The sequence below is a fragment of the Mucilaginibacter gracilis genome (genome assembly GCF_003633615.1).
Taxonomy (GTDB): Bacteria; Bacteroidota; Bacteroidia; order Sphingobacteriales; family Sphingobacteriaceae; genus Mucilaginibacter; species Mucilaginibacter gracilis.
Genome location: NZ_RBKU01000001.1, coordinates 2,255,221 through 2,282,157, shown reverse-complemented (window position 1 = coordinate 2,282,157; position 26,937 = coordinate 2,255,221). Strand labels below are relative to the sequence as shown.

The following is a 26,937-nucleotide window of genomic DNA, read 5'->3' as shown; positions in this document are numbered from 1 at the left end:
GATTAATTCTAGGATATAGAGTATTCTATCATCAAAAAATAATATCTTAGTTAAGTAATTATAGAACCAATGGACAGGATCACAAAATCGTTGCTTGAAGAGTTTGTTAAACAGAACGATCTTGTGTCTCTTCCAGAAGAGACAGCATTTGAACATTTTACCGGATATTTGGTTACGTCCAACCATTATACTGAAACATTTTCAACTGAAGATATTCATATAGGCGCTGGCGGAGATGGTGGCATTGATACGATATCAATCATCGTCAACGGTTGTTTGGTGACTGATTATGTTGAAATCGAAGATCTTGCTGAAACAAATGGATATCTTGATGTTACTTTAATATTTAATCAGGCGGAAAGGTCAAGTAGCTTTGAAACTGCAAAAATTGGACAATTCAGTTTTGGAGTATTAGACTTTCTTTCTACTGAACCCGCTCTCCCACAGAACAAAGACCTTAAGGTAAAATATAAGATAGTTAGCGAGATATTTAACAGAAGCAGCAAATTTAAGAAAGGTAATCCTCAATGTTTTCTCTATTATTCAACGACTGGGAAGTGGGTTATTGATGCTAATTTAGTGGCAAGAAGGAACGCGGCGTTAGATGACTTGCGGGGATTGACTTTATTCCGGCGGGTTGAATTAGAATTTGTAGATGCGGAACGTATCCAAAAACTTTTTCGTGAATCCAAAAACGCGATATCAACTGAGATTAATTTCCCTCAGAAAACTGCTTTACCTGAATTACCAAATATTGAACAGGCTTATATTGGCTTACTAAGTTCTATTGAATATCTGAAACTGATTCAAAACAGTAACGAGGAAGTTATTACATCATTGTTTTACGACAATGTTAGACATTGGCAAGAATGGAATGCTGTCAATAAAGAAATTAAAGAAACTCTCGAAGATCCGATTTCTAAAATTTATTTCCCTCTTTTAAATAATGGTGTTACAATTATCGCACGACGGATAACCCCAACAGGGAACAAATTCGTTTTGGAAGATTATCAAATTGTAAACGGGTGTCAAACAAGTTTTGTTTTGTATGAATCACGCGCGTACCTAAATGCGGATGTACTTGTTCCTGTTAGAATCGTTGCTACGGAGGACGTTGAGGTGCGAAATTCTATTATAAAGGCCACTAATCGTCAGACTGAAGTGACACAAGAACAATTGTTTGCTTTAGCCGACTTTCCTAAAAAACTCGAAACGTACTTTCCTACATATGAGGGATCAAAACGTTTGTATTATGAAAGAAGATCACGTCAATATAATTCAGACGAGACCGTTGAAAAGGTTAGAATCATCAATATGACCACGTTAGTTCGCGCATTTGCTTCGGTTTTTTTGGAGGTTCCTCACAGAACAACACGGAACTATAAAGCGCTTTTAAAGTCAGTAGGCACCGATATATTTAATCTTGAACACAAATTGGAGATGTATTATGTTTCAGCATATTCATATTACAAGCTTGATTATTTATTTCGAGTTGGAGCAATCCCTCCCACGTTTAAACCAGCGAGGTATCATTTACTTTTTGTATTCCGTTGTTTGGCGCTAAACGATTATAGTTCTTTACCAAGGCCAAACTCAAAAGATATGGTTAAATACTGTGACAATTTGCTGAAAGTACTTTGGGACGATACATTAGTCAAACAAACCTTTCAGGAAGCAGCAAAAATCGTTAATCACGTTGCAAATGGAGATTTAGATAGAGACTCCATTAGAACTGAGCCATTCACCGAACAAATTAAAATTGTATTATACCAACTACTGCCACAAAGCCCTGACAAAGAACCAATTAAAATGATAGAATTCGAGATCACCAATCCAGACAATCTTGAAATTGACGACAGAGGTCAGATGGGATTATTCTAATCGAGTTTAATAAGAATTTGTTATTAGAGTGTAACTCCGAAAATTATTTTAAGCGACTGTCTTCGGCCAATCATCAAAAAATCCATTTATTAATTAGATAGATCGTCATTTTAATTATTGTTTAAAAATAATTTTCTGGGAAAAGAAAGGACGGAAGGTGTCTCCTCAGTAAAGCTGCCTGAACTCTAAAGCCCCTTTTATCCAATTCCATTAAAAAAAAAGGCCAAGGCGGAATATTACTTCTATAGCCATTTCCGACTGCGGTTGATAGCCCCCCTCCAATTGCCGTAGATAAGCCGCCATAGAGGGCCGTTGACAAACCTCCATATAACGATGTAGAAAGCCCACCATCCGCTTTTTTTGCGCGACTTGGGTTTAAATGGTCGGATAAATATGAAAGTTAAAAGCCTGCCGAAATCTGTTTTACAACTGATCGGGACGCTAAATCATACCGCTGCGAATTTGAACCAGATCGCCAAGAAAAGGAACCGGGGTGATGATCTGGACCCTGTAGAAAGAGCCCTATTAAATCAGGAGGTTCGAGGCTTGCAACAAATTGTTCAGGAAATCAAAAAGTATGTATCATGGTCGGAAAAATAGGAACCGGTAAGAGTTTCCGGGGATGCCTGAACTATTTGTTTCAGGGGCGATTGCAGGGAACCAAAGAAGAGCAGCAAATAACTGCCAGGCAAAAGCAGGTCGAAGTCATTGCTCATAACCAATGCTTCGGAGACCGTTTGCAATTGACAAGGGAGTTTATCGAAGTAAGTAAGCTGAATCCTAAAGTCAGTAAACCGGTATTTCACATATCGGTCAGCTTTGCTCATGCTGATGCCGGTAAATTGAACGCACAGGATAAAGCTGATATGGTAGAACGATTAGCCAAAGACTTTGGGTTTCACAACAACCAGTATGTGGTGATCGCTCATCGTGACACCGGCCATGAGCATTTACATGTGGTAGCCAACCGCATCGGTTATGATGGCAAGACCGCCAGCGATAGCAATAGCTACAAAAGGATAGCTGCCTATTGCCGGGCAATGGAACTCGAATATGGGTTGACGAAAGTGTTAAGCCCTAATAAGTTTTTAAGACCGGAACGACGGGTTGCACAAAGCCAGCGGGTCGATCAACGGAAGGAAACATTAAAGCGGCACTTATCACAAGCGGTCCAGCAATGTGGATCTGTTACTGATGTCAAGCGATATATGGAACAGCAAGGTTATGAAGTTGAATTGGGCCGGGGTATCGCTTTTACTGATGTCCAACAGGTACGGTTCAAAGGTAGCCAGGTTGGTTATGCTTTACTGGATATTGAGAGGAAGTTGAAACAACAGCAGCAACAAAAACAGGCGCAGCCGGTGAGGGAAAAAGAACAAACAATTAAACCATCGAAAGGAGTAAGAATATGAGTAATCAGGAAATGCAAATGGATGAGATCACTTTAACAGAGATGTTAAAGGAGATATTTGAACACAATAAGCAGGTGCAGGAGTTTATAGAAAAACAACAAGAAAAGGACAAGATCATTAATGCATACCAGCAACAAACGGAATTGTTGATCGAAAGCTTTAATACCAAGTTTAGTAATATTAAGGTGGATGCACCTAAGCCTGACATCAGTAGTGTTAATCAGGCGTTGACCAATGGGTTACAAGTAATTAATCAGACGATTGCCAAAGGGCCTAAACCTGTAGAGCGAGTTTTCAGGTTGACGCTATTTCCCGAACAGGTCAGGAATGCGGAATATTATGGGATCATGTTGACCAGGTTGATCCTTGGGGTGCTAGGGATAATGGCCTTAATATTGGGGTACATGCTGCTCAATAAAATGATCAGGTAGTATTTAATTCTTTTTTCAGATTGTCTGAGGAAAAGGATAATTGTATATTCAAACTGTAATTGATACCTGAAATAAATTTCCGCATCGGTTATGGAAATCAGGTATCATTAGCATTCTACCACTAAACCTGGAATATGCAGCTATCCCGTTATGTCATAAAATTCTTGGCGATCACCCTTTTGTTATGTTTTTTCAAAACCGGTTATTGTCAAACCCAAACAGATTCTCTCAGCCTGGCTAACCTAAAAAGGCTGGAGAGCGGTATTTTAGAAAAAGCAATGTTGGTTCAAACCCAGCGCGAACTGGAGCTGATCCGGAAGCAGGCTGTGAAATCAAATAATAATATATTATTGGCCCGAAGTCTTTTTGACCTCATGCAAGTACGTGATCAGCGAACAGAGGACACCTTGTATTTTCGCAACAGCGCTTTTATAGATACATTATTGGCTGGTTCCGTTTCGTCTGAATTGAGAGCTTTGCTCTTTCTGATGCGGGCGCAGCGGATCAGTCGCTTTGATAGCCGGCCTCTCCGTTTTAATTATGCAGCGTACCGTACAAAGGCGTTAAAAATAGATTACGCGGCATTCGATCGCAGACAAAGGGATAGTGTGGTTGCCAAAGACCTTGACTCGGCACTCAGCTACCATGTTTTTAAAGGAAAGGGAAAACAATTACTTTGGTTATCCTCAAATCCTGATGTATTCCTTTTCGATCCCAAATTCGAAGATATCGTTTTTTCGGAGCGGATAAATCTGCTGGCTATAAAAGGATATTACAGTGGCACCCCATGGACACCTTTCGGCGATTGGCTGTCTTTGCCTTCGCCAGCCTTCAGAAAGAGCCTTGATACACTTGCTGCCGGGCGCAGCAATAAGAATGAGCGGTTGACCGCTTACCAGCGTTGGCTTTCGTTCCATAAAACAGAACCCGAAACCGCCGCTTTTATTGAGTCGCTTGCGCGGAAATCGATTTATTTATCTGTTTCGTCGGATACGCTAATCCGCCGAATCTACATCGATTACCTGCAGGACCTTATCAAGACACCTTATCCTGCGGCAAAGGCTCATGCGGTTTACCAGCTTTGCCTGATGTGGAATGAGGATGGCAATAAGTACTCCAACTTAAGCGACAGGTACAGCTATCGTTACGCTTATCAGCCCAGGCCAACCTTCGATCCCAAGTACCGGAACTTCCCCGCTATGGCGCTTTCTCTTTATGAACAAAATGCCAGCCTGATGCAACAATACCCAGTGTTTAATACGGTTTTGGCCACCATGGCACAACAGATCAAGGCAGTGGGCCTGCGTGTTGAAATGACAGGACCTTATCTGCCGGACGAGGCCATACCACTAAAAGTCATGTACAAAAACGCAGATACCTTATTTTACCGTGTCATTCGCATCAAAGCAGATGAACATGCAGGATCAGGGACAGTGATCGCTACCGACGAATTATTAGGGCGTAAAACCGAACAGGCCGGGAGCTTTAAACTGCCGCTGCCTCCCGATCATAACAAACATACCGTTTACCTCGAGTTAGGAGCCTTGCCATTAGGGCACTACAGATTGCTGTTCAATAATGCACCGATTAGAACCGGAGGGGCCACATTAAATAATATGGGTTTTGAGGTGACCAAGATCACGGCGGTCAACACAGATGAGCAGCTATTCGTCCTCGACCGGAAAACCGGATTCCCGCTTGCTGGTGCGCAAATACAAGGTTTCAAAAAAGGGATCGAAGCTAACAAGGGACTGGTGACCAGCCTTGTTCCCCAAAACGGGTGTATCAAAATAAGTAGTGATGTTACAGATAGCATCCATATTATTTATAAACGAGATACCAGTGGGTATAGTTTTTCCGTACGTGAAAACGAAGTGAGCGACGATGTTTACGATAAAGACAGCTATGATGACCTCGATGAATTTTTTGATGACAAGGTCAGCATGAACATTTTTACCGACAGGGCCATTTACAGGCCGGGGCAAACGGTCCATTATAAAATTATCTTCCTGACAAAAGATCCCGACAACGGCAGCACCATCCTGTTTAACAGCAAAAACGTTGATGGCTTTTTCAAAAAGCGCTTGAAAAAATGGCTGAATGACGCCAATGACAAGATCTTGTTAAAAGACCCCTTCAATAAACAAATAGATTCGGCGGTGCTGAAGATAAACGACTTTGGCAGTTTCGCGGGCACGTTCGTGCTCCCAAAAACAGCTGCAACGGGATCATGGAGCATTGATGGCAAGGCAAAAACGGAGTACCGCAACAATGGTGAATTTCAGGTGGAAGAATATAAAAGGCCCACTATTGAACTCAGCATGGAAAAGCAAAAGAAGATGCTGTTGCCGGGTGCGCCCTTTATCATCAAGCTAAAATTGCGTTCGCTCAGCGGCACCGATCTCGGCCATATCCCGATCGAGTATACCATTGACCGCAGTGGCAGCATGCCTTCAAAAAAGGGCGGTCTTAATGATCTTTACAATAATTATGTCAACACGGAGCTGATCCATAAAACCGGTTTTACCGACGACAAGGGTGAGTTACTTATACCCGTGAAGGATGCGCTGCTCGCAAAGACCGCGTTAAGCGATTCGATCGTTTGGAATTATAATTACACCATGAATGCAAAAGCAGTTGATGCAACGGGTGAAAGTACTGAACTCAAAGAAAACGTGGATATCTCGTCGCGTCCTGTTAAGATCAATATCCAAGTCGCCAAAACGTATGACAGGCAGGCTTTACCGATATTGAATATCAGTACGACGGCCGATTTTGAGGGCACCATCGGCAGGAAAGTAAATATCAAACTATACAGAACAAATAACCCCGATCAACCCAAAACAGAAAATAACGCTGTTGACCAATGGTATTATCCCGAAAAGGATTGGAACAACTGGTTCCCCGACCTCGCATCGGCTGTGCCCGGCATTGACCAACGGGTATTGGTATTGGATACTGTGATCAATACGGCAAACTATGAGAAACTGACATTGGCGAAGGACCGCTTAACAACAGGATTTTATCAAATGATCGCCAACTACAAAGAAAATGACAGGACCATCGGCCAGTCGCTCTACAGTTTTAAAGTATTTGATAGTAAAACCGGCGAAAGCCCGGTAGACGATATTGACCATATGCCCGTAAACAGCGCAAAGCCGGGCGACCTGTTAACCTGGTACAGTACGGCTAAAAATGATAATTATACCATATACCAGGTGCTTTACACCTCAAATAACAAAAAAAGGAAAGTCGAAAATATCTATTCTCCTATCACTGAAAGGTCCGGCCTCAGGACCTGGCACTACCGTATTCCGCCTAATGCCATCGGCGAAATATTATTGAACAGGATCTATGTCAGGAATAACGATGTTCGCAAATTTCAACATCGTGTTTACTTATATGCCACTGTAGCGATGCCTCCGGGCATTATTATTGAACGTTACCGTAAGGTAATGGCACCTGGAGCACAGGAAACCTTTAGCTTATCGATCAAAACAAAAAACGAAAACACTGCCGCCGAACTAATGACGACTTTGTACGATGCATCACTCGATAAACTGGAAAAGCAGATTTGGGAATTACCCAATACCGAACAAAGGCGGGTTAATTTATATACCGATTGGAACTATTCTTTGGTTGCGTCCCGTATAGCCGGTGAATTTAAAGATGCGCCGCAGGATATCGAAAACTCGTTGCAATTTGGCTATACAGGAACTCCCGGAGCAGCGTATGCTTTGCAGGGAAGGTTAGCAGGTGTCAGCATTACCAACGCCAGTGGTCTAAATGAAGTCGTGGTCACTGTTGGTTACGGGACGGAACGGAGAATGGATCTGACGGGTAGCGTTAGTTCCGTTACTGTGCGCGGAATAAGTAGCTTACAGGATTATAGCCAGCCTCTTATCATACTCGATGGACAGATCTTTACCGGCGATCTGAAAACATTCAACGCAACGTCCATTACGCAGGCTATAGTGCTGAAGGGGGCCGATGCAAGTGCCATCTATGGATCGAGAGCAGCGCAGGGTGTGCTCGTCATTAGCACGAAAGGACCTATCGTGTTCCCCGAACCTGAAGAGCCGGTCGTTAAGGTGCGAAAAAACTTTAACGAAACCGCATTCTTCTTTCCTCAGGTACATGCCGGTGCCGATGGCTTTTATACCTTCAGTTTTACCATGCCCGAAACCGCCACCGAATGGAAATGGAAGATGCTGGCCCACACCCGCGACGCGCAATTTACTTACCTCGAACGCACGCTGCAAACCCAGCTGAACTTAATGGTACAGCCAAATATGCCACGCCTGTTATACCAGGGCGATAGAATACGGCTCCAAAGCCGGATCAGCAACCTGGATACCTTGGCCGTTACGGGCAGGGCAAGTTGTAAAATAGAGGATGCTGTCACCGGGCAGGACCTGACGGCCGTGTTAACGGCTGCGAGTACTCAGGCATTCAGCCTGGATAAAAAGAGCTCGGGCGCGGTTTCTTTTTTTCTGCAAGTTCCCGCCGGGCAGCTCAATCCACTTAAAATCATTATTACCGCAACAGGCGAAAAAACAGCCGATGCCGAAGAGCATATCCTACCGGTATTATCATCAAAGGTATTTATCAGGCAAAGCCAATCCGTTCAATTTAATAACAATGCGTCCATAAACCTGGCACCGGTTAAAATGCCGGCTAATGCTGAGCTGTATGGCATAGGTATATCTATTAACCAAAAGCCACAGGCTGCATTGATATATGCGCTGCCCTGGCTGGCCAATTATTCGTACGACTGCGCGGAACAAACCTTTAATAAGTTAAGGGCGCATGCAACGGCGCTGCGCTTGATGCAAAGAGATACCAATGCGCAGCAGGCGTTTAGAAAGGCAAAAGGTTTTATCGAAAAGCAAAAACCCGCAAGTGATGAACTACCGGACGAACTGGCGGAGCAGGCCATGCCCTGGCTTCACATTGGCAACCATGCCGCTCTCCAACAAAAACAACTATTCTACCTGCTGGATACCTCGGTTACCAAGAGCCATATCAATGTGCATCTGGAGCGCTTATTCAAGTTACAGCAGCCCGATGGCGGCCTTGCCTGGTTTGATGGCGGAAAAAGCAGCGATTACATTTCAGCTTATGTTTTGGCGGGCTTCGGTCAATTATGGCAACAGGGTTGGCGCCCTGTCCCGCAGGTTGCAAACCGCCAACAGGAATTCATAAACCAGTTATGTGTATACAACCAGGCGACGCTATCGACAGCATCAATGAGGACGTATGATTTTTTCCAGTTGTACGCATTGTCTTATTGGCGTAAGCGGCATGATCTGCCTGGCCCGCTGGTTCAAAAGATCAACCTGCTATTAGACAGTGGTTGGCGTAATGTGAATAGCCGCAGCATTGAGCAGCAGGCCTTACTGATTATCAATACACTGCGATTTACGCAACCGGAAAACGCTTTGTATAAAAAAGCAGTTGATCAGCTTGAAAATATCAGCCAGTTGGCCATCAATGATGAAGTAAACGGGATCAGGTGGAAAGATATCGCAGATGCAGAAGAAATGGGCAGTTCGCGTGAGGAAACGGTGGCCATCCTATCGGAAGCCTTCAAGTTGAGCGGGAAATATGCCAATATACCCTCGGGAATAGTCAAATGGTTCTTAACGACAAAGCAGGATGAGCATTGGGAAACCACAAAAGGAACGGCAGCGGCGATAGACCTGCTGCAACAGGAAAAAGGAAGTGTTTTCGGGGAAAGTAAAGCTTTTTCAGCGTCGATAGCGGGACGGAACTTAGCGGTATCGGATGGCTTACTCAACGGCATTCCTGCTTCTTTCACCGCCATAAAACAACAACCTGCATCGCTTACCTTACAGCAGCAGGGGACAGGTGCGGGCGGTGCGTTGACCTGGTACTATTTTGCAACGCCCGACCGGCTCGATACGCTGAACAAGGCCGTCAAGATCAGTAAAACTTTTTACAGTTACGATAAGGACAAAGGCTGGGTAATATTGACTGCAAGAACGGCATTAAAAGCCGGCGATGCTGTTAAGGTGAGACTGGTGATCGAAACTGCGTCAAGGTTGAAATTTGTTCATATCAGCGATCCACGGGCAGCCGCCTTTGAGCCAAAAGAAAATAACAGCGGATATAGATATGGGAACGGATTTAGCTATTATCAATCAGTTAAAGACTATGGATCAGATCTGTTTACGGAATCCCTGCCTAAAGGAATTACTGAGCTGAGCTACGAAATGGTTGTAGCCCACGATGGGGAATTCACGAGCGGACCGGCAAGAATACAGTGTATGTACAGCCCTGCGGTTACCGCGTATAGTGGTACGGAAAAGATCAGGGCAGATAGTAAATAGGCGTTGGTTTGATTTTGGAGCGTTCAATTTAACATAGAAACTTAGAAATCTATAATTTTGTATTTCTAATAATTGAAGCCAAAGACTATCCGTGTTATTTTGAGTTCTTAAGAATGTCAACTTTTTCGCGCTCGCTTTTTAGAAGTTGCTCATAAAGCTTTTTATTTTCTTCGTAAACCTCTATGAGCTTATCGATTGGATTGAAAGTACATTGGTATTGAACAGAACTTGAATTATCATGGTAGTTATTTCCAATAATATTGAAAACCGCTTCCTCATTGAAATTCTTTATTCCTTCGGCAGTTACACCGAGAGCTTGCGCGATTTTTTCAAGAGCCAAGTCTTCAACTTCATCGCTTTGCTCAATTTTAGAAATGGCTTGCTGGCTAACGCCCATAAGTTGGGCCAGTGCCTCTTGCTTCATGCCTCGCAATTCCCTAATGCGACTGATCTTTCTTCCGATATGTAATTTAGGTTCTGCCATAGTTCAAAGGTAATCGATTAATGTAAATGTACGAAACAACAGACGAATTGTAAAATACACCTCGGTGTGGTTCGGTACGGAACATTTGGCCTATTCTTTTGTGTTGCCGGTCAATGGTGAGCGGTGATAATCGTAAAATGATGTATATCGGACCTTATACCCCATGGGAGCATTATCCCAAACTGCTACGCTATGATGAAGTGCAGCACCCCATTGATGTTTTGGAGGATTTTTTTAGCGTGAGCGATCTTGACGGGCACCGGCGGTTATTGAAAGAATGGCGGGATTTTGTGATCTCGGAGAAATACTATGCACATAAACGCTTTGGACCAGGAAGTTTGTTGTTTACACATGAGGTCAATCTTAAACTATTGGAAGCGGCTTATCTGTTATTGTTGAACCATGAACACCATTGGCCCCGGTCGGAGCCGTTGACCGATGAAGCGTTAACGGAAGAAAAAGCGGATTGGGACGAGCAACCTGCAAGCCTTTCCCATAAAGAGTTATTAAACCCTTACAAAGCCATCAAAAAGGTATTCAAACATTACAGCCTGCCCGCGTACAGGGATCATCTTGGAGAATGGCTAAGCTTCGCGCTAAGTATTAAAACGAATGAAGAAGAGATCAGGGCGCATGAGTTTATCCCTGTTTATGAGAAACTGCTGAAACTGTACGACGCCGCTTGGTTAATTCATATCAGATCAAAATTGAAGAAACGTCAGTCTCCTAAAACAATAGCGGCCAATCCTGAGGTTCCCCAAGTGACGATCAAAGCGATAGCTCCCACGTTATCGGCAGCGGAGCAATTGAGACTGAATGAAGTGATCACTTTGATCACCGAGCGGATGACATCAGTGAAGTCGATCACCTTATTGGGTATACACCCTACGCCTTTTACCTATTATCTGCTGATCTTGATCGATGACAAGCATAGCATTGCTGAACACGTGGCAGCCAATAAGGTCGAGGACCTGTGCAGGCAATTGGTATCGCTGATCACCATTGTACATAAGGTCAGCGTCGCGAGACAAGGGTTAAATAATGGCAGGCGCTTCTGGAACAATATCATGAGCAGCGGTATCGAAGTTTACCGGGCGCCTGAATTTTCACTTCCGGAATACCAGCCTGTTACCAAAGAAGTTTTTGTCAATCGGGCAAAAGTGGACTGGGAAAGATGGGGCACCCAAGGGAAAGCATTCTTTCAGGGCGCGAAGCGTTATATTGAAGAGGAAAATTATACCTTGGGTATCTTCCTACTGCATCAAGCTGCCGAAAGTACCTTGATCGGACTGATCCGTGTATTGATGGGTTATCGTATATCGGCCCATAATTTGTCCAGGATGCTGAGAACGACCTTACTGTTTACCGATGCACTACAGGATATTTTTGAATTAGGCAGCGATGAAGGTCAACGCTTGTTCAAGCTCTTACAGGAAGCGTATGCCGAAGCACGTTATCGAACAATTTACATGGTGGAAGAAGAGGATGTAAAGCAATTGGTGCCTAAAGTGGAACTGTTTTTAAATACAGCGCAGGCTGTTTTTGACGGGTTTGTGAAAAATGGCAATTAGGCCGCGCTGCGGCAGGTGCCTCCATGCTTACAGCACCAGCCTCGCTGGCCGCGCAAACAGCAATTCCGGCTGGTCGTTGCCGTTTGCCTCCCCCCACGCATAAAAAGGTGTGGAAATATGGAAAACTCTATCGAGTTTACCACATTCCCACACCCCAACAACAATTTTTATTTTTGATATTGTTATAGGATTGGGGCGATTATAAATTCTCGGGTTTATAACCAATTCCTTTTCTTGGAGATGACTTATTGGAAACAATTATTTTTGAAGATAACTCATCTAAGTACTGGAAGATCAGTTCAATGTTTTTGTCCTGGCTCCCTAACTTGCCTTTTATCTTTTCGATCTGCAGCCAAAGCTCTGTTTGATTGGACAGTGTATCCCTTAATTTAACGAATACATCAATGATCAAGAAGCTCACTTTGATGGCCTTTGGGCTTTTAAGCACATTGGAGAGTTGTAGAATTCCATGTTCGGTAAAACAGAAAGGCGCATAACGAAGGCCTTGTTTATCTTCATTGGAGGTCGCAAAATGCGACCTCCAATCTGAAAACTCCTGATCATTCATTTCGAACATATATTGTTCGGGGAATCGTTCGATATTTCTCCTCACCTGTTCTTTCAGACGTTTGGTTTCGACACCATACAATTCCGCAAGGTCCCGATCCAACATGACCTTCTGTTCCCTGATCAGATAGATCTTATCAGCGATGATCTTATCAAGCATTAGTTGATCTCTCATAATATTTCTTTTTTAACTGCGCCATGTCATCGCTCACTTTAAGATCCAGGATCTTTGCATAATGCTGCGTGGTCTTGATATTGGTATGACCCAGCATCTTGCTCACGCTTTCAATAGGTACGCCATTAGATAAGGTAACCGTTGTCGCAAACGTGTGGCGGGCGGTATGAAATGTTACCGGTTTGGTAACCCCACAGATCGTTGCTACCTCTTTCAGATAAGCATTTATCTTTTGATTGGAGCAAACAGGTAATACCAGGCCTTTATCTTCACAAATGGGGTGATCTTTATACCTTTCCATAATTGCCAGTGCCGGGGGTAACATCGGTATGCGGGTCGCTGTCCCTGTCTTTTTCCGCTGGGTAAACACCCATTGCTCATGATCGACACCTCTCACGATCTCTGATCTTTTAAGCTTTTGGATATCGATATAAGCCAAACCGGTATAGCAGCAAAACAGGAAAATGTCCCTGACCTGGGCCAGCCTTTCCAAATGCAGATCCTTATTCATCATCTTATCGAGATCATCCTGGTTGAGATAAGTCTTTTCAGTGGGCTTTGCTTTTGACCGGTAGTGTGCGAAGGGGTCATGTGTTATCCAACGATAAGCGAGACATTCATTGGTTATCTTTTTCAGGTGTTTCAGGTACTTGGCACATGTGGTCGCGCTGCACTTACAACGGGTGCGTAGGTAAAATTCATAAGCGGTCACGAACTGGTAGTCCACCCGGCTCAATTCAATGTCACTAATGTTGAACTTATGTTTGAGGAACTTCCTCAAATGGTTCAAAGAGCTTCTGTAACCTTTTAGGGTGCTGTACTCAAAGCCATTATTTAACAGGGCCTCGACCTTCCGGTTGTGCTCCTCAAACACGTGGAGCAGGAACTTGGGTTTTTCGGCTTTCCCTAAAAATTTATTCCGAAGGCTTTCAGCGCAAATGGGTTCATTTGTCTCCGAAAGGAGGTAATGCGCATCCTTGATCTTGGACTGTAAACTGTCAAGGTAAGCGTTGAGGACCCGCGCGTCTTCCTTGTTCCCCATGACCCTGCCGGCATAAACGTTCCACGTTTCAGGCTCGCAACTGCGTCCGGTGGTCACTTCTGAACGCTTGCCTTCGACAGTGATCCGAAGATAAATGGGGACCTCGCCGGACTGATAATTTTTTGGTCTTTTCAAATAGAAAAGCACATTGAAGTTGATTTTCATGATTTTTTACTCACTAAATGGTTAAACAAATATCGGTTTGCAGCCATTTTAAATCAAGATGTTCACTAATTGAACACCTTGCAAATCAACAAGTTAAGTCGATTTGGTGAGTCGCGCTGATTTTCAAAATGACTCACCGAATCACTCACCAGAATGGTGAGTTTTAATGAATATTTTGACATCACATAAAAATAAAAAACCCTGTAAATCAGTGATTTGCAGGGTTTTGATTCGTTTTGATATTGTAAAATGTGGTCCCGACGAGAATCGAACTCATATCTAGAGTTTAGGAAACTCCTATTCTATCCGTTGAACTACGGGACCTTTATTGTTTTGCAAATGTGCGAATTATTGATGAATGTGTGAATTTTAAAATCAAATTCATTTGCACATACGCACATTTACTCATCTGCCCATTTATCGCACTACCGATCCGTTCGGCATCCAGTTAAGGGGCGAAATAAAGTTGAGCTTGCCTTCGGCATTTTCGGCCATTAGTATCATCCCTTGCGACATAATGCCCTTTATTTCCCTTGGTTCCAGGTTTACCAATATGCTTACCTGCTGGCCAATAATCCCCTCGGGTTCAAAATGTTCGGCTATGCCCGATACTACTGTGCGTTGGTCTATCCCGGTATCTATTGTTAGTTTCAGCAGTTTTTTTGTTTTGGCAACTTTTTCGGCTGTGAGTATGGTGCCTACGCGCACGTCCATAGCGGCAAACTGGTCGAACGAAATATTTTCCTTTGCCGGTATAACCCCTTGCTCAACAATAACAGCCGGCCCTTCAATGGCGGCTTTTTTATCTACCAGTTTTTGTATCTGGCGGGCTATTAAATCGTCCTCTATTTTTTCAAATAAAAGCGATGACGGGTTTAATTGGTGCCCATTAGCAAAAACAATTTCCTCATCAAAAGCAACTTCCGTTTTAGGTATATTCAACATGTAAAATATCTTTTTAGCCGCTCCCGGTAAAAAAGGTTGCAGGCAGGTAGCCAGGTGGCCAATCAATATCAAACAATTATGTAACGCGGCTTTGGCCTCTTCGGGATTGGTCTTGATGCTTTTCCAAGGCTCTTTCTCGGTAAGGTAGCGGTTACCCAGGCGGGCAATTTCCATCATGGTTTGCTGTGCCTGCCTAAATTTATAGCCTTCAAAATTAGCTTTCAATTCATCATAAAACTTGCCTATTTCGTTGCTTAGGTTTTCGTCAGTAAAGCTTATGGAAGCTGTTTCGGTTTCAACCTTGCCATCGTAAAATTTGTGCATCAGTATCATCACACGGTTTACAAAGTTACCCAGTATGGCTACCAACTCGTTATTTACGCGTGCCTGGTAATCTTTCCAGGTAAATTCGCTGTCGCTGGTTTCGGGGGCAATGGCGGTTAGGTAATAGCGCAGTTCGTCAACCTTGCCGGGTAAATCTTCCAGGTACTCGTGCATTTCAACGCTCCAGCCTCGGCTGGTACTCATTTTATCGCCCTCAAGGTTCATAAACTCGTTGGCGGGTACATTATCGGGCAGCACAAAATCGCCGTGAGCCTGTAGCATTACCGGGAACACAATGCAATGGAAAACAATATTATCCTTACCAATAAAATGTACCAGTTTGCTTTCCTTATCCTGCCAATACAGTTTCCAATCCTTATCGTTATCAATGGCCCATTGTTTGGTTGCCGATATATAGCCTATTGGCGCATCAAACCAAACATATAAAACCTTGCCGTCGGCACCTTGTACGGGTACTTTAATACCCCAATCCAAATCGCGGGTTACGGCACGTGGGTGCAGGCCACCATCAATCCAGCTTTTGCACTGGCCGTAAACGGTAGCGCGCCAGTCTTTAGCGTGGCCTTTCAATATCCATTCCTTCAGCCAGTCTTCGTATTTATCCAATGGCAAATACCAATGTTTGGTTGGCTTTAAAACAGGTTTGTTACCGCTCAAGGTTGAACGTGGGTTAATCAACTCTTCCGGACTAAGCGATGTGCCGCATTTTTCGCATTGGTCGCCGTAGGCATTTTCGTTACCGCAATTGGGGCAGGTTCCAATAATATAGCGGTCGGCCAAAAAGGCACCGGCCTGTTCATCGTAATATTGATCTTCTTCCTTTTCAACAAAAATACCCTTATCATTCAGGTTGGTAAAAAAGTCTTGTGCGGTTTGGTGGTGTAGCGGGTCGCTCGTTCTGTGATAAATATCAAACGACATTCCAATTTGCTCAAACGAAGTTTTGATTAGCGCATGGTATTTATCAACAATTTGGCGCGGAGTGGTATGCTCTTTCATAGCCTGGTTGGCTATGGCGGTGCCATGCTCGTCGCTACCGCAAACAAAAACAACATCGCGTTTTTGCAGGCGCAGGTAACGCACATATAAATCCGCAGGTATGTAGGCACCAGCTAAATGGCCAAGGTGTTTGGGGCCGTTAGCGTAGGGCAATGCTGCAGTAACAGTATATCTTTTATAAGTTTTCGCTTCCAATTATTTTAACAGTAATTTTATAATTTGGCAAAGATAATTATTTTGAGTAGTCGGGAAGTCCGAAAACAATGAACACCGAAAGAAAAAACACTGTATATTAAATAAATCATCGCACGGGGTGAATATTTTTCCCCCACGGTACCACTAAATAATAATGAGTATAAGCCCACCCTATTTAAAAAAAGGCGATAAAGTTGCCATTACCTGCCCGGCAAAAAAACTCCCGGCACCCATGACGGATGCCATTGCCCTGCTTGAATTGTGGGGCCTTGAAGTTGTTTTAGGCGAAACTATAAATGCATCGTACCACCAATTTGCCGGCGACGATAATTTGCGTGCCCGCGATATGCAGCGCTTTTTAGATGACGAAGATATTAAAGCTATTATTGCCGCGCGCGGCGGCTACGGTACCGTTAGGATGATAGACAAGCTTGACTTTACCAAATTTGCACAAAACCCAAAGTGGGTGGTAGGCTTTAGCGACATCACAGTTTTGCACACGCATATATGGGCAAATTACGGCGTGCAAACCATTCATGGGCAAATGCCTGTTAATGTTAAGGATGGGTCGGAAAAATCGTTAGAAACTTTACGGATGGCCCTGTTTGGCGAAGCTGGTGATTACGAATTTAAAACGCACGCAGTTAACCGCCCCGGCGAAGCCAGCGGACAGCTTATTGGTGGTAATTTAAGTTTACTGGCGGCAGTATCAGGTTCCGTATCGGATATTGATTACCAAGGGAAGATACTTTTTATTGAAGATGTTGGCGAATACTTATATGCCATTGACAGGATGATGTATACCTTAAAACGAGCCGGTAGATTAAAAAACCTGGCCGGTTTAGTGGTAGGCGGTTTTACTGAAATTAAAGATAACGACATACCATTTGGACAAACCGTGCCCGAAATAATTATGGCTGTAGTTAGTGAATACAATTACCCGGTGTGTTTTGATTTCCCGGCAGGGCACCTGCCCGATAACCGGGCCTTAATATTAGGTAAAACAGTTAATTTGTTGGTAAACCAAAATCACGCACACATCAAATACATTTAGCATGGCAATGTTATCAAATTTAGGGAGTTATAAAAGTACCGGTTTGCTTATTATGCGGCTTGGCCTGGGCATTATGTTTATTTATCATGGCTACCCCAAGTTATTGGGCGGGCCAAACGAATGGTCTAAAATTGGTTCGGCAACAAAATACGCAGGTATTCATTTTTATCCTGCCTTTTGGGGATTTATGGCTGCCTGTACCGAAACCTTTGGCGGCTTTTTGTTGGTAATAGGCTTGGCCTTTAGGCCGGTTTGCCTGCTATTGGCAATTGAACTTACCATAGCTGCACTAATGCATTTGGGCACCGGAGGCGGTTTAATGGATGCCTCGCACGCCATTGAAGATGCAGTTGTATTTGCGGGCCTGCTATTTGTTGGCCCCGGCAGGTTTAGTGTGGATAAAAAATAGTCTGAAAAAGAAAACACTCACCTTGCTGAGCTTAAAAGTAAAGTTCTTTTTTTGACACATCCCCCCAATGAAAAATTCAAATTCCATATCTTTACACTGTTTATGTTAGTAAACAGTTAACGGTTTAAACCACATCAATACCTTACTCATGAGCCTTCGAAACTCCAATTTCTATTTGATGCCACAGTTTAAAACAAGCGGCGAGGGATTTAATGGAGCCATAGGCCTTTAAGCCCGGCAATAACGCTAATGCACCTTACGGCATTAACCTCATCGATAAAAAACAATAATAACTTACACTATTTTATTGATGCCAATTTATAACACGCTTTGATATAATATACAATAGAACATAAAGTGAAAAAAAATATACTGTTAGCCCTTTTATCAGGTTTGTTACTTTGGTTGGCTTGGCCGCCAATGCATTATACTACGTTTTTTTTGTTTTTCGGCCTGGTGCCAATGCTGGTGGCTATAGAAAGCATCATCAAATCGCACTCGCCCCGTAAGGGGGCTCTCATATTCAGGATTACTTTTTTAGGCTTTTTTGTATGGAACACACTTTGCATTTACTGGGTTTATAATTCGCTTAAAATTGTTGGCGAATTTGTGGCGGTGCCCATCTCAATGATACCGTTTTCGTTAGGGCCCTTGTTAATGGCTACAGCCTGTTGGTTATACTACCGCTTGCGAGTACAGGTTAACCGGGCTTTAAGCCTGGCCCTACTGGTTTGCCTGTGGATGGCTTACGAATATTTGCACCAAACCTGGGACCTTAAATTCCCCTGGATGACGCTGGGTAACGGTTTTGCCGTGAGCCACCAATGGGTGCAATGGTATGAATACACGGGTGTTTACGGCGGCACACTATGGATTTGGCTATCAAACATTTTTATTTTTTTAGTATACATTGGCTTGCGCGAGGCTCAACCTGCCAAGGCGCGTTTGCAGCAAATTAGTATCTGGGTAGCAATTATAATTTTGCCTTTAAGTTTTTCGCTATATAGGTATAATACTTATGTTGAAAACACCAACCCAGCCAATATTGTGGTGGCGCAACCCAATGTAGATCCCTATGCAAAAATATCGTCGGTGCCGCCAATGGATCAGGTGAACAGCCTAATCCATTTATCCGATTCAGTTGCGCAGCCCAATACCGAGTTTTTTATATGGCCCGAAACTGCCGTTTATGATGATAATGCGGTTAACGAAGATAAGATACGCCGCAACATTTACTTTTTGCAAATTCAGCACTTTTTAGCCAAGTACAAAAACGGCAACGTGCTTACCGGCATGGAAACCACCAAACTTTACGATAGCGATTTAACGCCATCGGCAAGCCGCTTACCTGGCAGCAACCAGTATTACGATGTTTTTAATGCTGCCGTAAATATTGAAAACTCTGCCGAAGTACAGTTTTACCACAAATCGAAACTGGTACCGGGGGCCGAATCGTTGCCTTTTGGGAACGCACTATCATTTTTAAAACCGGTATTTGAACATTTGGGTGGTGCAACAGGCAGTTACGGCAGCCAAAAAGAACCAACAGTATTTTATTCGCAAAGCGGTATTGGCGTTGCGCCGGTAATTTGCTACGAATCGATATGGGGAGGTTACGTAGCCGATTATGTTAAAAAGGGTGCGCAATTTATAGCCATTATTACCAACGATGGCTGGTGGGAAAACACATCCGGAAAAGACCAGCACCTTGATTACGCTAAACTTAGGGCCATTGAAACCCGGCGCTGGGTTTGCCGCTCGGCCAATACAGGTATATCAGCTTTTATTAATCAACGCGGCGATATTGTAAAGCAAAGTGGGTGGTGGGTAAAAACAGCAATTAAGCAAGATATTAACTTAAATTCGGACGTAACCTTATACGTTCACTATGGCGATTATATCCCGGTAACGGCAAGTTTTATAGCTTTACTATGCATTTTGTTTATTGTGCTTAAACATTTCTGGCGCAGAAAAGTACACTGAATTGCCTGGCGTTTGTAGGGTATATAAAAGTATTGTTTATTTCAGGACAATACCAATGAACCAATGGCCAATGAACTATAAATCGCGTGTTTTAACAAAGGCCAGCAATTCGTTTATGGGGCGCTTTATAATTTTGCCTAGATGTACTCCGTTTTCTTCGCAAAGGGTTTTTAATTCGTTGCGGAAATAGTAGGCGATAGAGCCCACAAAGTGGCAATTATAATCGTTATAGTCGGGGTAGGTTTTAATACATTGGTCAATAAACTCCAGCAAACCGCGCTTTATAACATCCTGGCTATAGGCCGATGATTTTATTTCGCTTAAAAATTTGGTAAAAGATGCCAGGTACGAGTTAGGTGCTGCTTTTTGATAAACGTGAGTTATAACAACATCTTTATCAATTTTGTAAGTATTGTAAAACAGGTCGCTTATATCGGCAGGCATATTGCCGTATAAATAATCGGTAATTAGTACCTTGCCAAACCAATTGCCCGATCCTTCATCGCCTAAAACATAACCAAGGCCGTGCTTGCCGTCGTAAATGTTTTCGCCATCAAAAAACGATATGTTTGAGCCCGTGCCCAGTACACAACAAAAGCCTTTGGCGTGGCCGCAGGTAGCATAGGCCGAGCCTAACAAATCGCTATCTACACTAACAAAAGCTTTGGGGAAAATATGGCTCAATGCGTTGGATACAATTTCGCGCCTATCCGGACTGGAGCAACCTGCACCAAAAAAATAAATTTCGGTTACCTCGGCCCACCTTTTTACAATGGCACCAGCTTGCGACTGGATAACCTTGATGATTTCTTTTTCGTTTAAAAAATATGGATTTAGGCCAGCCGTTTTATATTCTTCGGGTTCGGCCCCGGGCGACTCAATTAACCAATCTGTTTTTGAAGAACCACTATCAGCAACAATTATCATATTAAAGGTCTTCCAGTACTTTTTTTGTAATAGGCTTGTGTATAAACTGGGTAATATGCTTGTTTTGAGTTGATAGCTGAAAGTCGCCAGGGTCTAAAGATGACGAAAGCATAAATATTTTCACTCTTTTCCCTTCGCCGTGGTTTAGGCTATCGTATTCTTTTAAAAACTGAAACCCATCCATTAATGGCATGCGGATATCCAAAAATATCACATCGGGCTCAATTGCTTTGGCTTGTAGCTGGGCAATTGCCTCCACCGCAGACTGTATAACCACAATTGTTTCGGCAAAAAAGCTGGTTTCTAAAATTTTGCGCGTAACAAAGTTATCGATAAAATTATCATCGATAAGAAGGCATAGTTTATAGCGGTAGGGTTCCATTAGTCTTTCAAAAATACTGCTTTATATTAAAAAAGAGAAAACTATTCAATCTTAATATTATTTGTAATTTCCTTCAAAGTAATTTCTGCCGATTTAGCCTGATATTGCGATTGAAAGTACCTTGATTGAGCGTCGAGATAGTTTTTTTGCGCCTCTCTAATTTCCAACGGCGTGATATTGCCGAGCTTATATTTTTCGAGCGATATATCTAAATTGCGTTTTGCTATCCCAACATTGTATTGATTTAGCTTTACCTGATCGAGCCCGGATATATAGTTGATGTAAAAGGTATTAATTTGGGCTTCAATGGCTTGTTTGCTTTTGGTTAAATTGATGGCCGCATTATCAATTTGTATCCGCGCGTTACGTTCCTTACGCGATTGATTAAAGCCATCAAAAATATTGATAGATGCGGTAAGGCCGTAGTTTAAGCCTTTAACGTCTTGCTGCCTAAGCGGGTACCCGGCGGGTGTTTTGCTGTTTGTAAAACCATAACCGGTTGTAAAGCCAAGCGAAGGGTAGCGGGTTGCCTTAACCTGCCTTAAATTAATTTCGGCAAGGCTGCGGTTTATTTGCGATGCCAATATGGTAGGATTGGCCGTTTGGGCCTGGTTAATAATATCGGCCAGCATTATTTTTTGATCAATTATAATCGTATCCGTAACCGAAAAATCTGTTCGCAGGTCGCGCACCATCAATTGGTTCATCCTAATCTGGATTGATTTGTATTGCTGTATTTGCGCAAGCAAGCTCGATGTATCAGTATTTACATTAACCTCGGCATTTAAAACATCTAAGCGCGATGCCCGGCCTACCTCAAACTTATCGTTTGCATAGCGTAACTGCGTGCGGGATATTTCTATGGCGCCTTTTAATGCCTTAACCTGCTCATCCTGGTTTACCAGGTTATAATAGGTGTCTATCACATCGGCAATGGTGCTTTGTATGGTATCGCGGGCGGTTATCTGCGTTAACTGGTTAAGTGCCTTTAACTGATCTAAGTTGGCAAACATGGCAAAGCCATCAAAAAGCGTCCAGTTTAAGTTAAGGCCATAGTTAAGTGTATTGTTATGTACCCCGTTAGTTTGCGTAACGGTATAATTGCCGTTGGCATCAACCCTGGTTTGCTTATTATCTTGCACGCTGCTGGTTGTGGAGGCATCGCCTGTTAACTGGGGCAGTATACCGGCATTGCCAAGTGTAACATTATTTTGTGCAATGGTGGTATTGTTGGCAGATAGCTTAATGTTATAATTGTTTTTAAGCGCAAGCTCGATGGCTTCTTTTAAGGTAAGCAACGGAGCTTTAGGCACGGTTGTAACCTGTGCTTTTGCAGCAAACGCCATTAAAGCACAGGTAGTAAACACCAAATATATTTTTATCAATCTCATTGTTGTTTTAATTATGAAGTATGCTCTTCTAAAAGCTTTACTTCGTGCTTGGTTTCGGTTTCTTCTTCCGGTTCGTCATCGGGGTTGCGTTTTACATTGGGAGCCAAATACACATACATCATTGGTATAACGTACAGCGTAAGCACCAGCGAGAATAACATACCCCCCATAATAACAATACCCAATGATACACGGCTTTTTGCGCCAGCACCTAAGGCAAATGCTATTGGTACCGAACCTAATACTACAGCCAAACTCGTCATTAAAATTGGTCTTAAACGGGATGTGGCCGCTTCAATAACGGCGTCGTATTTTTTGAGGCCATGCTCCATTCGCTGGTTGGCAAACTCAACAATTAAGATACCGTTTTTAGTTACCAGGCCTACCAGGGTTATCATCCCTATTTCGCTAAAAATATTAAGGGTTTGGTTAAATAACCATAACGATAAAAATGCACCTGCAATAGCCAATGGTACGGTTAGCATTACCACCAACGGGTCAACAAAGCTTTCAAACTGGGCTGCCAGTACCAGGTAAATAAGCAATAATGCAAAAGCGAAGGCGTAGATGATATTTGATGAGCTTTCGGCATAATCGCGCGAAGGACCGGCCAAATCAGAACTGAAGGATGGATCTTTAATTACCTCTTTGGCAATGCGCTGCATTTCGGCAATACCATCGCCAATAGTGTAGCCAGGTGCCAAACCCGCGGATATGGTTGCCGATTTAAACCTGTTGAAGTGATAAATTGACGGCGGTGTAGAGTTTTCGGTCATTTTAACCACGTTATCCAACTGTACCAACTTACCGTTTGAATTACGCACATAAACAGAAGTAAGATCGAGCGGCTGATCGCGGTTGGCACGATCAACCTGGGCAATAACCTGGTATTGTTTACCACTAATTAAAAAATAATCCAATCGGCCGGCGCTATAGTAAAGTTGCAGCGTTTGGGCAATATCGCTTACGGCAATACCTAAATCGCGGGCACGGTCGCGGTCGGTAACTATAGATAGTTGTGGCTTGGTAAATTTAAGGTTTACGTCCACTCCCGAAAATACAGCGCTTTTATTAGCCTCGGCTAAAAACTGAGGCAGTAATTTGCGCAACTTTTCAAAATCCTGGTTCTGTATTACATACTGTACCGGTAATGCTGTTTTTGCGCCGCTACCCCCACCGCTAATAGTTTGCTCCTGAATAACAAAGGTACGGGCGTTAGGTAACTTGCCTAATTGGCGCGTTAGGTAATCGGCAAGTTGCTGTTGTGTTCTGGTTCGTTCATCGGGGTTTACTAGGCCAACCCTGCCAAAACCGGTATTAACTGCGCCTGCGCTGCCTTGCCCCGGTGCAACGTATGATATATTTACCTTTTTTTCGGGGATAGAATCTTCAATCAATTTAGATAGGCGGTCCATATAACGGCTCATATATTCGTATGATGTGCCTTCGGGAGCCGTTACAGATAAACGAAGTAAGCTACGATCGTCTAAGGGGGCCAACTCCGATGGTATGCCTTTGTAAGTTAACCAGATGATAAAAAGGGAGGCAACCAATACTACAATAGAAACCCATTTCCATTTCATGAATTTGCTGAGCGATTCGGTATACGAATTGGTCATGTTTTCAAAGAAAGGTTCGGTTTTCTCGTAAAATTTCGATTTCTTTTGATCCTTACGTATCAGTTTAACGTTAAGCATGGGTGTTAACGAAAGCGACACAAAAGCCGATATTAATACCGACCCTGCTACCACAACCGCAAATTCGCGGAATAAACGGCCCGTAAAGCCTGGTAAAAATACAATGGGTAAAAATACCGCTGCCAATGTTACCGAGGTTGATATGACGGCGAAAAATATTTCGGCCGAGCCTTCAAACGCGGCTTTGCGTATGGGCATGCCCGCTTCAACCTTTTTATAAATATTCTCGGTTACCACAATACCATCATCCACCACAAGGCCGGTTGCCAACACAATTCCCAGCAGGGTTAATATGTTAATGGAAAAGCCAAAAACATACATGATGAAGAAGGTGCCTATAAGCGATACCGGAATATCAATTAACGGCCTGAATGCAATGAGCCAATCGCGGAAGAAGAGGTAGATGATAATTACCACCAGCACAAAAGATATAGCCAATGTTTCTTCCACCTCGGTAATTGATTGGTTGATGAATTTGGTATTATCCAACGCTACTTCAACCTTAATATCGGGCGGTAAATCTTTTTTAACCTGTTCAAGCTTTTTGTAAAAATCTTTAGCTATTTGCACGTAGTTGGCACCTGGCTGCGGTACAATGGCCAAACCAACCTCGGGTATGCCCGATTCGCGTAAGCCTGTCTCTTCGTTTGACGCACCTAAAACCGCATAGCCAACATCGCTCAAATGCACAACGTGGGCACTATCGGCACGTATTATCAGGTTGTTAAAATCTTTTTCGGTAACCAGCTTGCCCAGGGCGCGTATGGTTAACTCGGTAGTATTGCCTTCAATTTTACCGGCTGGTAGCTCCACGTTTTCTTTCGCCAGCGCGGCGCTAATATCGCTTGCCGCTAAACCGTATGATGTTAGCTTATTAGGGTCTATCCATAAACGCATGGCGTATTGGCGCTGGCCCTGCACGTTAACGGCACTAACACCGGGTATGGTTTGCAAGGCTTGTTGCAATACGTTTTCGGCGTAATCGTCAATTTGCAAAATATTACGGGTATTACTACCTACTGTTAAGGTGATAATTTGATCGGAATTAGCATCGGCCTTGGTTACAACCGGCGGCGCATCAATATCCTGGGGTAGCTGGCGCTGTGCCTGGCCAACTTTATCGCGCACGTCGTTAGCGGCAGTTTCCAAATCGGCATCAAGGTTAAACTCAACCGTGATGTTGCTTGAACCTACCGAACTTGTTGACGATATATTACGAATACCGGGAATACCATTAATTACTTTTTCGAGCGGCTCCGTGATTTGCGATTCGATAACATCTGAGTTGGCGCCCGAGTAACTTGTGGTTACGGTGATGATAGGCGGATCGACAGAAGGGAAATCGCGAACCCCCAAAAAGTTATAGCCTATTATCCCGAATACTACAATAACGATGGATAATACGGTGGCCAAAACCGGCCTTTTTATACTGACAGAGGATAAACTCATAAGTTTTTACTTAATAACTTTTATAATTTTAATTGCAACCTTAGGGCGCATTTGTATAATGCCGGTAACAATAAGGCTATCGCCGGCTTTTAGGCCGCTTACCACTTGTATTTTAGCATCGGTACGGGTATCTGTTTTAATGGCGCGTTGTACGGCTACACCTTTTTGCGTTATAAACACGTTGCTGCCTTTAATATCGGGTGTTACCACCTCGGTTGGTATCATAATGGTTTTAGGTATGTTATCTAACGTAAAGTGTATTTTAGCAAAACCTCCGGCCTTCAACAATCCCTTTTTATTTTCGGCTTTGGCCCTAAGGGTAATAGAGCGCGAGTTAACATCAATATTTGGCTCAATGGCATACACCGTAGCGGTAAACACATCGCGCGAGCTTTCTACATTAAAATTAATTTTACTGTTAACATGTACCAGGCCCTGGTAGCGCTCAGGGATAGAGAAAGTTATTTTAGCCGGATCGATATTTACCAAGGTGGCTATTGAGCCTTGCGGCGATAAATAACCGCCAGGGCTAATATTACGCAACCCAATTGTTCCGGAAAATGGTGCCCTAACTTCGGTTTTTGCTATTTGAGCTTTAGCTAAATCGGCCTGCGCCTTGTACGAGTTTAGCGAAGTGAGCGATATATCGTACTCCTCTTTACTTATCGCTTCTTTACTGTACAATACTTTGTTGCGGTATTCGGTTTGCTGGGCAAGCAATATTTGTACCTGTATTTGTTTTAGCGAGGCTTGCAAATCTTTATCATACACCTTAACCAGCAACTGGCCCTTTTCAACATGGCCACCCTCTTTAAAATATATACCGGTAATATTACCGGCGGTTTCGCTGCGCAGCTCTACTTGCTCGTTAGCATCAATACTGCCTGTTACGTCAATGGCGTTGCTAAAGGCGGTGTCCTTTACAATCATCACGTTAACCGGTATTGCTGGCTTTTTCCCTTTTTTGCCCGGAGCGGTTTGTGCATTGGCCTCTTTTGCCCTGGCACCCCAAAGTTTGTTGTAAAACAAATATCCGATCAATAAAATTAATAGGGGATAAATAATATACTTAAGCTTCAT

At 43.3% G+C, this 26,937-nt stretch carries 18 protein-coding genes and 1 tRNA gene; 9 read left to right on the top strand and 10 right to left on the bottom strand.

Translation table 11 applies throughout. The features are described from left to right. Positions 1-69 precede the first annotated feature (69 nt). From BDD43_RS09715 to BDD43_RS09690, 5 genes are all read left to right on the top strand, one after another. Positions 70-1,881 (top strand): AIPR family protein, encoded by a 1,812-nt coding sequence (locus tag BDD43_RS09715; protein ID WP_121197492.1) that lies wholly within the window; start codon positions 70-72, stop codon positions 1,879-1,881. A gap of 393 nt (positions 1,882-2,274) precedes the next feature. Next, a complete protein-coding gene (locus tag BDD43_RS09705) occupies positions 2,275-2,481 on the top strand; it encodes a plasmid mobilization relaxosome protein MobC (protein ID WP_121197491.1) in 207 nt (68 codons plus the stop codon). Beyond that, positions 2,466-3,293 carry a relaxase/mobilization nuclease domain-containing protein gene (locus tag BDD43_RS09700; RefSeq protein WP_121197490.1) on the top strand — a complete coding sequence of 276 codons (828 nt, stop codon included), beginning with the start codon at positions 2,466-2,468 and terminating at the stop codon, positions 3,291-3,293. The genes BDD43_RS09705 and BDD43_RS09700 overlap by 16 nt, the downstream gene beginning before the upstream one ends. Then, complete coding sequence (locus tag BDD43_RS09695; protein WP_121197489.1) at positions 3,290-3,724, top strand: hypothetical protein; 435 nt, start codon at positions 3,290-3,292, stop codon at positions 3,722-3,724. The genes BDD43_RS09700 and BDD43_RS09695 overlap by 4 nt, the downstream gene beginning before the upstream one ends. A 164-nt stretch (positions 3,725-3,888) precedes the next feature. After that, positions 3,889-10,077 carry an alpha-2-macroglobulin family protein gene (locus tag BDD43_RS09690; protein WP_162847016.1) on the top strand — a complete coding sequence of 2,063 codons (6,189 nt, stop codon included), beginning with the start codon at positions 3,889-3,891 and terminating at the stop codon, positions 10,075-10,077. Positions 10,078-10,171: 94 nt separating this feature from the next. On the opposite strand, the gene BDD43_RS09685 is transcribed toward BDD43_RS09690, so the two are convergent. Beyond that, entirely contained in the window at positions 10,172-10,561 is a 390-nt protein-coding gene (locus tag BDD43_RS09685; RefSeq protein WP_121197487.1) for a helix-turn-helix domain-containing protein, read from the bottom strand. Positions 10,562-10,659: 98 nt separating this feature from the next. Here BDD43_RS09685 and BDD43_RS09680 point away from each other — a divergent pair, with 98 nt between their 5' ends. Next, positions 10,660-12,132, top strand: coding sequence for a HEPN domain-containing protein (locus BDD43_RS09680; protein WP_147425599.1), 1,473 nt, complete (start codon positions 10,660-10,662; stop codon positions 12,130-12,132). Positions 12,133-12,331: 199 nt separating this feature from the next. Here BDD43_RS09680 and BDD43_RS09675 read toward each other — a convergent pair whose 3' ends face one another. The 4 genes from BDD43_RS09675 to metG form a co-directional block, all read right to left on the bottom strand. Then, complete coding sequence (locus tag BDD43_RS09675; RefSeq protein ID WP_121197485.1) at positions 12,332-12,874, bottom strand: ORF6N domain-containing protein; 543 nt, start codon at positions 12,872-12,874, stop codon at positions 12,332-12,334. Continuing rightward, entirely contained in the window at positions 12,852-14,081 is a 1,230-nt protein-coding gene (locus BDD43_RS09670; RefSeq protein ID WP_121197484.1) for a site-specific integrase, read from the bottom strand. The genes BDD43_RS09675 and BDD43_RS09670 overlap by 23 nt, the downstream gene beginning before the upstream one ends. Before the next feature lie 252 nt (positions 14,082-14,333). Further along, a tRNA-Arg gene (locus tag BDD43_RS09665) sits at positions 14,334-14,405 on the bottom strand. A 93-nt stretch (positions 14,406-14,498) separates the two neighbouring features. After that, positions 14,499-16,565: a methionine--tRNA ligase gene (metG, locus tag BDD43_RS09660; protein WP_121197483.1), complete on the bottom strand. Its 2,067-nt coding sequence runs from the start codon at positions 16,563-16,565 to the stop codon at positions 14,499-14,501. 154 nt (positions 16,566-16,719) lie between these two features. On the opposite strand from metG, the gene BDD43_RS09655 reads away from it, so the two are divergent. The 3 genes from BDD43_RS09655 to lnt all read left to right on the top strand — a co-directional run bounded on the left by BDD43_RS09655 (position 16,720) and on the right by lnt (position 20,011). After that, positions 16,720-17,619 (top strand): S66 peptidase family protein, encoded by a 900-nt coding sequence (locus tag BDD43_RS09655; RefSeq protein WP_121197482.1) that lies wholly within the window; start codon positions 16,720-16,722, stop codon positions 17,617-17,619. A 1-nt stretch (position 17,620) separates the two neighbouring features. Continuing rightward, on the top strand, positions 17,621-18,028 hold the full coding sequence (locus tag BDD43_RS09650) for a DoxX family protein (RefSeq protein ID WP_121197481.1): 408 nt from the start codon (positions 17,621-17,623) through the stop codon (positions 18,026-18,028). Positions 18,029-18,385: 357 nt separating this feature from the next. Beyond that, a complete protein-coding gene (gene lnt / locus BDD43_RS09645; RefSeq protein ID WP_121197480.1) occupies positions 18,386-20,011 on the top strand; it encodes an apolipoprotein N-acyltransferase in 1,626 nt (541 codons plus the stop codon). 75 nt (positions 20,012-20,086) lie between these two features. On the opposite strand, the gene BDD43_RS09640 is transcribed toward lnt, so the two are convergent. From BDD43_RS09640 to BDD43_RS09620, 5 genes are read right to left on the bottom strand one after another with little or no spacing between them, the layout of a single operon-like run. Continuing rightward, positions 20,087-20,938 carry an N-acetylglucosamine kinase gene (locus BDD43_RS09640; RefSeq protein ID WP_121197479.1) on the bottom strand — a complete coding sequence of 284 codons (852 nt, stop codon included), beginning with the start codon at positions 20,936-20,938 and terminating at the stop codon, positions 20,087-20,089. Position 20,939: 1 nt separating this feature from the next. Next, positions 20,940-21,320 (bottom strand): response regulator, encoded by a 381-nt coding sequence (locus BDD43_RS09635; RefSeq protein WP_121197478.1) that lies wholly within the window; start codon positions 21,318-21,320, stop codon positions 20,940-20,942. A 41-nt stretch (positions 21,321-21,361) separates the two neighbouring features. Continuing rightward, entirely contained in the window at positions 21,362-22,711 is a 1,350-nt protein-coding gene (locus BDD43_RS09630; RefSeq protein WP_246001513.1) for a TolC family protein, read from the bottom strand. An 11-nt stretch (positions 22,712-22,722) separates the two neighbouring features. Further along, positions 22,723-25,857, bottom strand: a complete 3,135-nt coding sequence (locus BDD43_RS09625; RefSeq protein WP_121197477.1) for an efflux RND transporter permease subunit — start codon at positions 25,855-25,857, stop codon at positions 22,723-22,725. Positions 25,858-25,863: 6 nt separating this feature from the next. Beyond that, complete coding sequence (locus BDD43_RS09620; protein ID WP_121197476.1) at positions 25,864-26,937, bottom strand: efflux RND transporter periplasmic adaptor subunit; 1,074 nt, start codon at positions 26,935-26,937, stop codon at positions 25,864-25,866.